The 13,313-nt window shown below is 45.6% G+C and carries 10 protein-coding genes and 1 pseudogene; 4 read left to right on the plus strand and 7 right to left on the minus strand.

What is annotated here, in order from left to right; genetic code table 11:
- Positions 1 to 138 precede the first annotated feature (138 nt).
- Complete coding sequence (gene hemC / locus IM450_RS01555; protein ID WP_004163774.1) at positions 139 to 1,098, minus strand: hydroxymethylbilane synthase; 960 nt, start codon at positions 1,096 to 1,098, stop codon at positions 139 to 141.
- Positions 1,099 to 1,397: 299 nt separating this feature from the next.
- Here hemC and IM450_RS01560 point away from each other — a divergent pair, with 299 nt between their 5' ends.
- Positions 1,398 to 2,000, plus strand: a complete 603-nt coding sequence (locus IM450_RS01560) for a PEP-CTERM sorting domain-containing protein (protein WP_287667019.1) — start codon at positions 1,398 to 1,400, stop codon at positions 1,998 to 2,000.
- A gap of 81 nt (positions 2,001 to 2,081) precedes the next feature.
- Here IM450_RS01560 and IM450_RS01565 read toward each other — a convergent pair.
- Positions 2,082 to 2,755, minus strand: a pseudogene (locus IM450_RS01565) (Uma2 family endonuclease); the annotation flags it as partial.
- 563 nt (positions 2,756 to 3,318) lie between these two features.
- Between IM450_RS01565 and IM450_RS01570 the strand changes: the two are divergent.
- The 3 genes from IM450_RS01570 (at position 3,319) to IM450_RS01580 (ending at position 7,475) form a co-directional block, all read left to right on the plus strand.
- Positions 3,319 to 4,242: a serine/threonine protein kinase gene (locus IM450_RS01570; protein WP_287667032.1), complete on the plus strand. Its 924-nt coding sequence runs from the start codon at positions 3,319 to 3,321 to the stop codon at positions 4,240 to 4,242.
- 219 nt (positions 4,243 to 4,461) lie between these two features.
- Positions 4,462 to 5,337 carry a glycine--tRNA ligase subunit alpha gene (glyQ, locus tag IM450_RS01575; RefSeq protein WP_287667022.1) on the plus strand — a complete coding sequence of 292 codons (876 nt, stop codon included), beginning with the start codon at positions 4,462 to 4,464 and terminating at the stop codon, positions 5,335 to 5,337.
- A 485-nt stretch (positions 5,338 to 5,822) separates the two neighbouring features.
- Positions 5,823 to 7,475 carry a lipoxygenase family protein gene (locus tag IM450_RS01580; RefSeq protein ID WP_287667024.1) on the plus strand — a complete coding sequence of 551 codons (1,653 nt, stop codon included), beginning with the start codon at positions 5,823 to 5,825 and terminating at the stop codon, positions 7,473 to 7,475.
- 339 nt (positions 7,476 to 7,814) lie between these two features.
- Here the strand turns inward: IM450_RS01580 and rpsJ are convergent, their stop codons facing one another.
- The 5 genes from rpsJ to rpsL all read right to left on the minus strand — a co-directional run bounded on the left by rpsJ (position 7,815) and on the right by rpsL (position 12,836).
- Positions 7,815 to 8,132, minus strand: a complete 318-nt coding sequence (gene rpsJ / locus IM450_RS01585) for a 30S ribosomal protein S10 (RefSeq protein WP_002800099.1) — start codon at positions 8,130 to 8,132, stop codon at positions 7,815 to 7,817.
- Positions 8,133 to 8,224: 92 nt separating this feature from the next.
- Entirely contained in the window at positions 8,225 to 9,454 is a 1,230-nt protein-coding gene (tuf, locus tag IM450_RS01590; protein WP_004162845.1) for an elongation factor Tu, read from the minus strand.
- Positions 9,455 to 9,607: 153 nt separating this feature from the next.
- Positions 9,608 to 11,683 carry an elongation factor G gene (gene fusA / locus IM450_RS01595; protein WP_287667028.1) on the minus strand — a complete coding sequence of 692 codons (2,076 nt, stop codon included), beginning with the start codon at positions 11,681 to 11,683 and terminating at the stop codon, positions 9,608 to 9,610.
- Between the two features lie 143 nt (positions 11,684 to 11,826).
- On the minus strand, positions 11,827 to 12,297 hold the full coding sequence (gene rpsG, locus IM450_RS01600; RefSeq protein ID WP_002739653.1) for a 30S ribosomal protein S7: 471 nt from the start codon (positions 12,295 to 12,297) through the stop codon (positions 11,827 to 11,829).
- A 155-nt stretch (positions 12,298 to 12,452) separates the two neighbouring features.
- A complete protein-coding gene (gene rpsL, locus IM450_RS01605) occupies positions 12,453 to 12,836 on the minus strand; it encodes a 30S ribosomal protein S12 (RefSeq protein WP_002740176.1) in 384 nt (127 codons plus the stop codon).
- Between the last annotated feature and the right edge of the window lie 477 nt (positions 12,837 to 13,313).

Consider the following 13,313-nt stretch of genomic DNA (forward strand, 5'->3'; position numbering starts at 1 on the left):
GGGGGTCAATTACCTAATTTTCAGGGAAAAAGTAGCTGAATTTCCCCCTGATCACTCCCATATCTGGTACTTTTGGATTTCAAAAAAGGCTAAAAGTCTTATCCAGCAAGGTTTTTAGATTTATTCAGCAGACCCTAATTATCGGCCCACTTCAGCGAAAATCTCGGCTAAAATCTCTCCAGCACCAGCCTCGCGCACTTTATGGGCTAAATCTCGTCCTAAGACTTCCCCATGGCTAGGATCACCGCTAACCGAGTCCTTAATCAGGCGCTTACCGTCGAGACTAGCCACCATACCCGTTAAAGTTAGGATACCATCCTCGATCGCCGTATTCACTCCGATGGGAACCTGACAGCCCCCCTGCAACTCGCGTAAAAAAGCGCGTTCAGCATAGCATCTATCGCGACTAGGGGCGTGTTCCAACACTTTTAGGACTTGCAAAACCTCCGCATCCCCATCGCGGCATTCTATCCCTAAAGCCCCCTGTCCCACCGCATGGAGAGAAATTTCCGCCGGAATAACCTGATGAACTCGATCGCCTAATCCTAACCTTTCCAGTCCCGCTACTGCCAGAATAATCCCGTCGTATTCTCCCGCGTCCAGTTTTGCCAGACGGGTGTTAACATTGCCGCGCACATCTTTAAAAGTCAGATGGGGATAATGATAACGCAACTGGGCCAATCGCCGCAGGGAAGAAGTCCCCACCACCGCACCTGCCGGTAAACTGTCTAATTGATAGTCTTGGTTTTGGCTATTTACCACCAAAGCATCGGCCGGATTAACTCTTTCGGTGACGCAACCCAAGATTAAACCTTCGGGCAAATTAGTGGGCAGATCCTTGAGAGAATGGACAGCAAGATCGATCGATCTATCCAACATTCCCAGTTCTAATTCTTTGGTAAATAAACCCTTATCACCGATTTTCGCCAGGGCCACATCGAGAATTTTATCGCCTTGGGTACTCATCGTCTCCACCTCAAACTGTCGATGGGGGTGGTGTTTACTCAATTCTGCCTGTACCCAATAGGTTTGTACTAGGGCTAACTGACTTTTGCGCGAACCGATACGCAGGGAGCGAGGAGGACTAGAAACGGACATATCTGAACTAGGAATTTAAGTAAACATCTATCTGACTGCTCGATCTAGACTATCCTGATCTCACCCCTGTTGAGTAATCACTTTCTCGGTTAGGCATAAATAGTTACATCTCTTAATATTTTTAGGCAAATAGGGTGAGGGTAATTACCCATTTCTCCTTTTCTGGAAGAGGGGTTGGGGGTGAGGGTAACTATCTGTTTTTTGGACTGCCAAAAAAGCCGAAAAGTCCTATGCCACAAGGTTTTTATATTTATTCAGCCAACCCTTTCTATGAAGAGACTTGACTTTCTACCCGTCCTATGCTATCTTGGCAGGTGTCCCTAACGGTATTTTTCGTGAGCAAAGCAATCATGTCTTTAAAAACCTCTTTAGCAGGGGCTGCTACCGCCATCGGTTTGACCGCCCTAGCCTATCCCGCCCAAGCTGCCCAGTTCAGCTTCACCTATAACGACGCCGCGAACATGATAGTTCTCAGTGGAATACTCACAGGTAACCAGAACACCCCTGGTGTTATCGATATCACGGGATTTAGTAATCTCGTGTATAATGGTGTTCCCCTTGCTTTCTCTACCTCGTCAGGGGGTACGGTCGATTCCTATTTTTCCAATCCTGGCAATCAAGCTAAGGCTAGTTTCGATGGTTCAGTGATGGATTTTGTGCTTTTCGATAGTGGGATGAGTGACTACGTTGGCTTTGGTCCGGCCGTAACTGCTGGCATGATGGGCCTGGCTTTCACTTCAAGTGTTCCTGGTGTTACTGGTGACCTAGGGGGTAACGAATTGCCATTTGATCCTAGTAATATGATGTGGGAAGCAGCACTCATCCCCGAACCTGGTGCTGTTGTCGGCCTATTGGGGTTAGGTTTGGGTGCCTTGGCTTCTAAAGTTATCAAAAAAGGTTAATTTTGATTTTCCCGATGAGAGGTGAGGGTGCAAGCAGTTCGATAAACGCACTGACCACCTTGTACTCCTCCCCCACAGGGTTTTTTCAGGATTGATGCCTAATTCCCCTAATCTTGCCGTTAACTGCTCGACTTTTGGTGAAGCCAGTTCTTTTTGTTGACGTTCATATTTTTTGGACTGTCTCTCCAGAATAGCGGCTTCCACCGGTGTGGGGACTAACTCGCCCTTGGAACTAAAATAACACAATTTATCGGCGTAGATGCCTAAATATAACCCCAATTCTTCACTCCATAACCAACCTTGCTGATTGGGTTGAATCGGTTGATATTTTCCCCTAATTAACGTATATCCTTCCAACTCTAGGCTATAGGGGTCAAACCAGAAATAATCAGGAGTCCTATAGGGTATTTTGATAAATTTCTTTCTTTTCTTATCTATCAGTCTTAGCGGTACTTTCAAAAGAGGATTTCTATAATCACATTGGGATATTTTCCCTCTTCTTGCCATACTACCCAACTTTTCTGGTTTTGGTTTCTAGTGGTTCCTAATACTACAAAAAAGTCAGATCCTCTAAAGTATTCTGATTTTTTCTGATTTGGGCTGTAGTAGATGGTTAAATTCCAGGTGCCAAAGTAATCTTCTCTATCTTGCCATAACCATTCTAGGCATTTTATCAATAAAATAATCTGGGTTAGATGTAAATTACTTTCCCAGGTTGGTTCATCACTCCAAAATTCGCCCTTGGGGAAGATTATCTGATCTTTTCGGTCGGTTTGGCTAGGGGATAGGGGTTGAGTCCTATGTCATGGTTATCTGCTAGGAATATTGACATCCTCGCCGCCGTAAAACGGACGGCGATTCCTCACCACGCCACTTTTTTTCGCTATCTGCGTCAATGGGGTTGACGCAGATAGCGAAAAACGCTTAATTGCTTAAGTCTGACACTTTCGACCCGTCCGTTTTGAGTGTCCGAATGCCGGACGGCCACTTTGAACAAGTCGAAAAAATCTAATGTTCAACCTTATTTCCTAGAAAGTTTTACTCGTTCAAGGCCGAATTTGAATTCTTTTCTGAACAAAACCCCCTACTATCTGTTGTCAAGGTTCAGTTTTTAGCTTGGTTATCGCTTTTTCCATTGTAGCTTAAAGCCGTCCTAAAAGGACGGGGTTTTAACCCAAATTTTCGATAAAGGGCAACAGTAAAGGGATTGAGGGAGATTCAGCTAATCTCAGGATAGGTGCTTAAAATGCGTCCTAGCCTATTATTATGTGTTAATCTCATCTTTACAGATCAAAACCCCACATCGTCTCAGGAGACAATGGCCGCTAATTCTCGGAATAAATCGCCCGTTTTTCTCGGCTGTTCCAGCAGAATCGCTATTTTTTGCCTTTTGATGTTATTATCGGCGGCAATAGGCTGGTTAATCGGGAAACAGTGGGTTAAACATAGCAATCAACCCGAAACCGTTAAACCCGTTTTTGCCACGGAGGAAAATAATTTTAATTCTGCCACAGATACGGCATGGCAACGGAAAGCCGAGATGAGAAAGCGCCGTCTGGAGTTGGGAATTGATAGTCAGTTTTTTAAAAATCTTGTCAATGAATTGTTTAACCTCCGCTATGGGGATATCAAAGAGGAAAAACAGAAACAGGAACAAAGAGATATTTTAGCCGCAGAAATCCTCGATCGCTTAGAACGTCTCGATTCTGGCACTAGGGAAGCATTGGGTAGCTACGACGAGCAAAAGCGAGAAAAATGGCGAGAACAAGTGAATCAATTACGATTAAGCAGTAGAGTCCTTAATTTACTCACTGATACTACTTTTTTTAAGCTATTTCCCGAGTTGACAGAAAGACCAAATTTTGATGGCAGCCTGGGTCAACTGTGGAGCGGCTTGGCCTGGAATCAGTTACAATCTTTACAGTCTGGCCTATCCTACCAAGCGATCGAAAGTTTAGACGCGGGGGGGGAGGAAGTTATCGAGGCAATTCTCAGCCAGGGACAAGGAAAAGCCTATGCAATAAAATTGCGTTCCAGTGATCGGTTAAACTTAAATTTAGAGGCGGAAGGCGAAGTTTTACTATCTTTCTACTCTCCCACGGGTAATATTACCCTTTTAGATAAGTCTAGCGATCGGCAATGGTCTGGTCAATTACCCGAAGAGGGATTTTATGAATTAGTTATTCTCCCCCAATCTTCTACCCCTGTTCACTTTCGCTTGCAGTTAAAAGTAAGTCAGTGACTTTAACCGTCAGTTATCAGTTATCAGTTATCAGTTATCAGTTATCAGTTATCAGTTATCAGTTATCAGTTTACTGATAACTGATAAGCTCCCCACTTCCCCACTTCCCCACTTCCCCACTTCATAATTTATAATTCATAATTCCCAATTCCCAATTCATAATTTATAATTTATAATTTATAATTCCCCAACCCCTAATCTGCTTTTTTAGTTTTTCCCATGTCTTTAACTTTCCAAGCTGTTATCGCTAAATTAAATGAATTTTGGGCCGATCGCGGTTGCTTAGTTGCTCAACCCTATGATACAGAAAAAGGTGCGGGAACCATGAGTCCCCATACCTTTTTAAGGGCAATTGGTCCGGAACCTTGGGCCGTTGCCTATGTGGAACCCTGTCGTCGTCCTACGGATGGCCGTTATGGCGAAAATCCCAATCGTTTTCAGCATTACTATCAATATCAAGTCCTAATTAAACCCTCTCCCGATAATATTCAGGATATCTATTTAGACTCCCTGCGGGTGTTAGGAATTAACCCAGAAGATCACGATGTTCGCTTCGTGGAAGATAACTGGGAATCTCCCACCCTCGGCGCTTGGGGTGTGGGTTGGGAAGTGTGGTTAGATGGTATGGAAATCACCCAATTTACCTACTTTCAACAGTGTGGGGGTATCGATTGTCGTCCCGTGGCGATCGAAATTACCTACGGTTTAGAAAGATTAGCCATGTATCTGCAAGATGTGGAGGCAATTAATAAAATTCAATGGAATGAAAATATCCTCTACGGTGATATTTTTCTACAAAATGAAATCGAACAATGTACCTACAATTTTGAGGCTTCTAATCCTGAGTTATTATTTAGTTTATTCAGTTTATATGAACAGGAAGCTAAACAATTAATTGATCGCTCTCTGGTGATTCCCAGTCTAGATTATGTTCTCAAATGTTCCCATACTTTTAATTTACTCGATGCTAGAGGTGTGATTGCTGTAGCTGAAAGAACCCGTTATATCGGCAGAATTCGCCATTTAGCGCGACAGGTTGCTCAATTGTATTTACAGCAACGAGAAGCTTTAGGTTTTCCCCTACAAACGGTTTAGCAATCAGTTATTCTAGCCGTCAGCCTTTTCAGTAACCAGTAATCAGCTATCAGTTAAGCTGTTCGTAATTTAAATTGCTTGTTGAGACGAGGCAAGAGGCACTCTTGCAAGAGGCAACAGTAAAGGGATTGGGGGAGATTCGGCTAATCTTAAGAATCAGCGCTTTAAATGCGTCTTAGCTTATCAGATGCGAGTTTTCAGTTCACTGTTTACTGTTCACTGATAAAATCTCCCCAACCTCAAACCAGTAATTTTGTACCTCATCAGTCAGAGAATTAATATATTAAGTTTTACAAACAGAGGCGATATTTCTGCAATCTAACCAGGTTCTACCGGTATATTAGTGGGTGACACTATATCTAGCCTGTAATTCGCCTCAAAAGACCCTTTTGTTGGAGGTAATTCTTGACTTTGACTAGCCTATTAGTGCCAGGAAAAAGACTAAGTTTTTTAAGTTCTAATTTTTTAGACAAGGAGTTACTTTGATGATACCATCGCTACCCCAAAATGATGCTGATTCTATCAAACGACAAGAATTACTACAAAGACAAAAACAAGTCTACATCTATGATTCCGTTAGTGGTATCACCCTCGTCAAAGATTTACCTGCCCAAGAAAATTTCTCTATTTCCTATCAATTAATGCTGCGTAAAGGCTTGAGTGCTTTAATTGCCAATAGCGTGGCCACGAAAATAGAAAATGTCTTTGATCCCTTTGACAAATTAGAAGATTACGAACAACTTTTTCCTCTCCTTCCCAAACCCACAAGTATTAAAACTTGGCAATCTAACACAAGTTTTGCCTACCAAAGATTAGCGGGATTAAATCCCATGGTCATCCGCGGGATTAGCAGCATACCGGATAATTTCCCCGTCAGCGATGCTATCTTCCAAAAAGCCATGGGACCCGATAAAACCATTGCCTCGGAAGCCGCTAAGGGTAACTTATTTCTAGCAGATTATGCCCCCCTAAACAACCTAACTTTAGGCAGTTATCAAAGGGGTATGAAAACCGCAACAGCACCTCTTGTCCTTTTCTGTTGGCGTGCTAGAGGTTTACGGGGTCAAGGGGGATTAGTACCGGTTGCCATTCAATTGTATCAGGATCCGACCCTACCTAATCAGCGCATCTATACCCCCGATGACGGACTTAATTGGTTAATGGCGAAGATTTTCGTGCAAATTGCCGACGGAAATCACCATGAATTAGTTAGTCATCTCAGCCATACCCATTTAGTAGCGGAAGCTTTTGTTTTAGCCACAGCTACCGAGTTAGCACTCAATCATCCTCTGGCAATTCTATTAAAACCTCATTTTCAATTTACCCTCGCTATTAATACTTTAGCCGAGAGCGAGTTAATTAGCCCAGGCGGATTCGTTGATCGTCTATTAGCGGGGACGCTAGAAGCATCTATCGAGATAATTAAGACTTCCTATCGTCAAAGATTGGATAATTTCGCCGATTATACCCTACCCAAGCAATTAGCCTTCCGCCAAGTCGATGATACCTCCCGACTACCAGATTACCCCTACCGGGACGATGCTCTCTTACTTTGGCAAGCAACGGAAACCTACGTCAAAGATTACCTAAGTCTTTACTATACTTCCGACGCGGATGTAAACGAGGATACAGAATTACAAGCTTGGGTGCGAAAATTGATGTCACCTGAAGGTGGAGGCATTAAAAAATTAGTTTCTGACGGAAAATTAGACACTTTAGCCAAATTAATCGAAGTTGTCACCCAGATAATTTTTATTGCTGGACCACAACACGCGGCGGTTAATTATTCTCAATACGATTATCTCGCCTTTTGCGCGAATATTCCCCTAGCCGGTTATCAATCTCCTCCCAAAGCATCTGAGGAGGTGGATATGGATTATATTCTCCGTCTTTTGCCCCCCCAGGCCCAGGCCACTTATCAATTGGAAATTATGCACACTTTAACAGCTTTTCAATTCAACCGTTTTGGTTATCCATCCCGAAATGATTTCCCAGATCGACGCACTTACCCGATTTTGGCGGTTTTCCAAGCTAAATTAAAAGCGATCGAAAATGAGATCGATCGGCGCAATTCAACCCGAATTACGCCTTATATTTTCCTGAAACCCTCTCGCATCCCCAATAGTATCAATATTTAGGGTCTGCTGAAAAAGTTTTTTGTGGGGGCAGGGTGTGGGGTGTGGGGTTTTACCCATTTTCAGACGGTCAATTACCTAATTTTCAGGGAAAAAGTCCAGGAATTTTCGCCCCGATCCCTCCAATGGCTGGCACTTTTTGAGGTCAAAAAAGTCTAAAAGTCTTATCCAACAAGGTTTTTAGATTTATTCAGCCAACCCTATTTAAAGAGCAACCGCCACCTTGATGGGCTGCTGGGGTATCTAATGGCGATTCTCGTCCACAAAAACTAGACGAGAAACACCATGACAAAGAGTCTCTAAGAAAAAAAGATGTTAGCGATAACATCTTTTTGACATTTTTTACAATTTAACTTCAATATCAACCCCTGCGGGTAAATCTAATTTCATCAAAGCATCGATTGTCTTAGAAGAGGGTTGGTAAATATCAATAATGCGGCGATGGGTGCGGGTTTCAAAATGTTCACGGGAGTCCTTGTCAACGTGAGGGGAACGCAGGACACAATAAATCTTTCTTTTTGTCGGTAGGGGAATCGGTCCGATCGCTGTGGCGTTAGTTCTATTGGCAGTATCGACAATCTTCTCACAGGAAGTATCGAGTAGGCGGCGGTCAAAAGCTTTCAAACGAATGCGAATTTTCTGTTGTTGTAACGTAGCCATAATTTCACCTATTGCAATTGTCAAGGTACAAAATAAAGACAGTAACGGAGCAGTTTTTTGTCATTAACTGCCCCATTAATTAGTAGATTAGCCTACTTGATAATTTTCGAGATAACGCCAGAACCGATGGTGCGACCACCTTCGCGAATAGCGAAGCGCATACCCTGTTCAATAGCGATCGGGTTGATCAGTTCCACGGTCATTTTGATCCGGTCTCCCGGCATGACCATTTCTACAGTGCTGCCATCGTCGGCGGTGTAGTCTTGGATCGTGCCAGTTACGTCAGTTGTCCGTACATAGAACTGAGGACGATAGTTTTTAAAGAAAGGAGTGTGACGACCACCCTCTTCTTTACTTAACACATACACCTCACCTTCAAACTGGGTGTGGGGTTTGATTGTACCCGGTTTAGCGATCACCATGCCGCGCTCGATGTCGGTTTTTTGGATACCACGCAGGAGGATACCAGCGTTGTCACCGGCCATCCCTTGGTCAAGACTTTTCTTGAACATTTCAATCCCGGTGACGGTGGTGGGGCGAGTTTCTCTGATCCCGACCAATTCCACGTTATCACCCACTTTCACAATACCGCGTTCGATCCGACCGGTAGCCACCGTCCCCCGACCAGTAATCGAGAATACGTCTTCTACCGCCATCAGGAAGGGTTTATCGATATCCCGTTCGGGGGTGGGGATATAGCTATCTACCGCTTCCATTAATTCATAAATTGCGTCCACCCACTCGTTATCGCCTTTTTGGGCCTTGGGGTTTTTGGTCATGTACTCGAGGGCTTCTTTCGCAGAACCGGCAATAATGGGGATATCGTCGCCAGCGAAGTCGTAATTGGTGAGAAGTTCGCGCACTTCCAGTTCTACGAGTTCCAGTAACTCCTCATCGTCCACCATATCTTTTTTGTTGAGGAAGACCACCAGGTTAGGTACACCCACCTGACGAGCCAGCAGGATATGTTCCCGGGTTTGGGGCATCGGGCCATCAGCGGCCGAGACCACGAGAATACCACCGTCCATCTGTGCCGCACCGGTGATCATGTTTTTTACATAGTCGGCGTGGCCAGGGCAGTCAACGTGTGCATAGTGGCGACTGGCGGTTTCGTACTCAACGTGAGCGGTGTTGATGGTGATCCCGCGAGCCTTTTCTTCGGGAGCGGCATCGATTTCATCGTATTTTTTAGCTTGGGCATTACCCAGAGCCGCTAGGGTCATCGTGATGGCGGCGGTGAGGGTAGTTTTGCCGTGGTCAACGTGACCGATCGTACCGATGTTAACGTGGGGTTTCGTCCGTTCAAATTTAGCGCGTGCCATTTACTTTCTGTTCCTTTGTTTTTTTTTCTTCTTCAGCTGGGTGAACATTAATCAGTCACCAGAGATCAGTTTTAAGTTAGCAGTTATTAGGGTTGACCGATCAAATTTAAATGATCGGTTTGTCTTCACTGCTCACCGGTCACTGGTCACTGATTATCCGTTCCCTTTACTTTTGGCGATAATCGCCTCGGCCACGTTGCGGGGGACTTCTTCGTAATGGCTAAATTCCATGGTGAAGATGCCCCGTCCTTGGGTTTTGGAGCGAATATCAGTGGCGTAACCAAACATTTCCGCTAAGGGAACTTTAGCGGACACTTTGGCGATGCCGGCCTCGGTTTCTTGACCTTCGATTTGTCCCCGACGGGAGTTAAGATCACCGATGACGTTACCGATGAAGTCTTCGGGTACTTCCACCTCGACCTTCATCATCGGTTCTAGGAGAACGGGGGTAGCTTTCATCACCGCTTCCTTAATCGCCATGGAACCGGCAATCTTAAAGGCCATCTCGGAGGAGTCCACATCGTGGAAAGAACCATCCACAAGGGTTGCTTTCAGGTCGATGACGGGATAACCCGCAACGATCCCCGATTCGCAAGCTTCTTTCATCCCTTGTTCTGACGGGTTGATGTATTCTTTGGGGATAGCACCACCGACAATTTTGGAGACGAAGACAAAGCCAGATCCCGGTTCACCCGGTTCGAGTTCGATGACGACGTGGCCGTACTGTCCTTTACCGCCACTTTGACGGATAAATTTACCCTCGGCCCGTACGGGTTTCCGCACAGTTTCCCGATAGGCAACTTGGGGAGCGCCCACCGTCGCTTCGACTTTGTATTCCCGCAGCATCCGATCGACGAGGATTTCCAGGTGCAGTTCTCCCATCCCAGCGATTACCGTTTGATTGGTTTCGGGATCAACTTTGACCCGGAAGGTGGGATCTTCATCGGAGAGAGCTTGCAGAGCTTTGCTGAGTTTCTCGATGTCCTGTTTGGTTTTCGGTTCCACCGCCACGGAGATAACCGGTTCGGGGATAAAGAGGGATTCTAGAATAATCGGGTTCTTATCATCACAGAGGGTATCCCCGGTAATGGTGTTTTTCAGTCCGATCGCCGCTCCCAGATCACCGGCGCGCAGTTCATCCACTTCGATCCGTTCGTTGGATTTGAGGACGATCAGGCGAGCGATCCGTTCTTTGGTTCCTTTGGTGGAGTTGTAGGCGTAGCTGCCTTTAGCTAGTACACCGGAATAGACCCGCAGGAAGGTTAAACGACCGAAGGGATCGGCCATGATTTTGAAGGCGAGAGCAGAGAAGGGAGCATCGTCCTTAGCCTCCCGGATTGCCTCGCTGCCATCGGGAAGAATCCCTTTAACGGCGGCTACTTCCGAGGGTGAGGGTAGGTAATCGACGACGGCATCGAGGAGCAGTTGTACCCCTTTGTTTTTGAAAGCCGAGCCGCAGAGGACGGGAACAATTGTACCAGCAATCGTCCCTTCTCTGAGACCGCGTTTGATTTCGGCTTCGGTGAGTTCTTCACCTTCTAGATATTTTTCTAGGAGTTCTTCATCGGCTTCCGCTACAGCCTCCACCAGCTGCACGCGGAATTCTTCGGCCTTTTTCAATAAGTCTTCGGGAATGTCGGTTTCTTCTATGTCTTTCCCTAGATCGTCCTTATATATATAGGCGCGCATCTTGACGAGATCGATGATCCCGCTTAGTTCGCTTTCTGCGCCGATCGGCATTTGGATGGGAACGGCGTTAGCTCTAAGGCGATCTCTTAATTGTTCGTAAACTTTGAAGAAATTCGCTCCCGTTCTGTCCATTTTGTTGATAAAGGCAATCCGGGGTACTTTGTACCGATCGGCTTGTCTCCAGACGGTTTCCGATTGGGGTTGTACACCACCAACAGAGCAGAAAACCGCCACTACTCCATCGAGTACCCGCATGGAACGTTCCACTTCAATGGTGAAATCGACGTGGCCAGGGGTATCAATGATGTTGATGCGATGATCTTGCCAACTGGTACTGATGGCGGCGGCGGTGATGGTGATTCCTCGCTCCCGTTCCTGTTCCATCCAGTCGGTAATTGCCGTTCCGTCGTGGACTTCGCCCAGTTTATGAGCGACTCCCGTGTAGAACAGGATTCTTTCTGTTGTCGTTGTTTTGCCCGCGTCTATATGAGCGGCGATTCCGATGTTTCGCACTCTCTCTAGCGGGATAGTCCGTGCCACAGCAACCTCCTTGCTTTGCTTGCCAGTGATGGGATTTTGTTCTAGGATTTTTTACACTATTTACAATTCTATACTTTTCTTGACAGTTTTTTGGCGGCAGCGGTGTGATCCACCGCCCTTAAAGTATCTTTAAAGTATCTTTCTTAGTAACGATAGTGGGCAAAGGCTTTGTTTGCCTCTGCCATCCGGTGGGTTTCTTCCCGTTTTTTGATCGTGCCGCCGGTTTCATTGGCTGCGTCCATGATCTCGTTGGCTAGTTTACCTGCCATGGTTTTGCCACCTCTAGTCCGAGCATAGTGGACTAACCAACGCAGTGCCAATGTACTACCACGGTTGGTGCGTACTTCCATCGGGACTTGATAGGTGGCTCCACCGACCCGGCGGGCTTTCACTTCCACTAGGGGGGTGGCGTTTTTAACGGCTTTTTCAAATACTTCTAGGGGTTCTTGGCCGGTACGTTCGCCGACGGTTTTTAGGGCATCGTAAACGATGTTAGCGGCCAAGGATTTTTTGCCCGATCGCATGATCCGGCGGATGGTCATGCTGACTAAACAGCTATTGTAAACGGGATCGGGGGGAATAGGACGTTTTTTGACGTTTTTACGGCGAGACATCGGAATATTCCTTGATTTTCTAGGTTAACTTTAACTTTTGCTTGACAGTCGGATGATTACAGCCCATCTCAAACCCTCTCCTGCGAGTCTTCAGTCTCTTGGGTTAACTTTGACCGGCCCGGTGGGAGTATTTTTTTGGTTAATCAATTTCCTGTTTATTTAGCAGCGGGTTTGGGGCGTTTGGTTCCGTACTTAGACCGCGCCTTTTGACGGTTTTTCACCCCGGTGGCATCGAGGGTGCCGCGAATGATGTGATATCTGACTCCGGGTAGATCTTTGACCCGACCGCCCCGAATGAGGACGACCGAGTGTTCTTGCAGGTTATGACCGATGCCCGGGATGTAGGCTGTCACCTCAAATCCAGAGGTCAAACGTACCCTAGCGACTTTCCGTAGGGCTGAGTTGGGTTTTTTCGGTGTGGTGGTATATACTCTTGTACAAACTCCCCGACGTTGGGGGCATTGTTTGAGGGCGGGAGATTTGGTTTTTCTTTTCGCTTTGGATCTTTCGTCGCGTATTAATTGCTGAATGGTGGGCATGATAGGGCTGTATCTAAGGTTACTCTGAACTCCTATTACCGAAGGTCAAATCGTTGACAAAAGGTCATTATAGCAAATTGTTGCTGTTGTTGTCAAGTCCGCGATTGTGCTTTTCTCCGGTTTAGATGTTAGAGATTGTCTTTTTCTTGGGCGGCGGCGGCACTCAATTCGGGCGTTATTAGGCGATAAAATTACAGCTTCGTTGTTTTGGCTTGATAGTGCGATTTTAGCGATAATTATCACCTGATTAATCGGCTAATATCTGAAAAACTGTCTCTAGCTAACCTCATTTTCAGAACTGGTGTCTAGAGTATTAGCTCTTAACGATATATTTAGAGTTTGCTGAATAAATCTAAAAACCTTGTTGGATAAGGCTTTTAGACTTTTTTTCCCTGAAAAAGTGCCTACCATTGGAGTGATTGGGGGGAAAATTTAGGGATTTTTTCCCTGAAAATTAGGTAATTGACCACCTGAAAA

Source organism: Microcystis sp. M083S1, assembly GCF_020246405.1.
Lineage (GTDB): Bacteria > Cyanobacteriota > Cyanobacteriia > Cyanobacteriales > Microcystaceae > Microcystis > Microcystis aeruginosa_C.

What these genes read in the sequence shown, in the direction of transcription:
- hemC (WP_004163774.1), bottom strand. Translation starts at nt 1,098, where the DNA reads ATGTCCGTTTCTAGTCCTCCTCGCTCCCTGCGTATCGGTTCGCGCAAA.
- IM450_RS01560 (WP_287667019.1), top strand. Translation starts at nt 1,398, where the DNA reads ATGCTATCTTGGCAGGTGTCCCTAACGGTATTTTTCGTGAGCAAAGCA.
- IM450_RS01570 (WP_287667032.1), top strand. Translation starts at nt 3,319, where the DNA reads ATGGCCGCTAATTCTCGGAATAAATCGCCCGTTTTTCTCGGCTGTTCC.
- glyQ (WP_287667022.1), top strand. Translation starts at nt 4,462, where the DNA reads ATGTCTTTAACTTTCCAAGCTGTTATCGCTAAATTAAATGAATTTTGG.
- IM450_RS01580 (WP_287667024.1), top strand. Translation starts at nt 5,823, where the DNA reads ATGATACCATCGCTACCCCAAAATGATGCTGATTCTATCAAACGACAA.
- rpsJ (WP_002800099.1), bottom strand. Translation starts at nt 8,132, where the DNA reads ATGGCTACGTTACAACAACAGAAAATTCGCATTCGTTTGAAAGCTTTT.
- tuf (WP_004162845.1), bottom strand. Translation starts at nt 9,454, where the DNA reads ATGGCACGCGCTAAATTTGAACGGACGAAACCCCACGTTAACATCGGT.
- rpsG (WP_002739653.1), bottom strand. Translation starts at nt 12,297, where the DNA reads ATGTCTCGCCGTAAAAACGTCAAAAAACGTCCTATTCCCCCCGATCCC.
- rpsL (WP_002740176.1), bottom strand. Translation starts at nt 12,836, where the DNA reads ATGCCCACCATTCAGCAATTAATACGCGACGAAAGATCCAAAGCGAAA.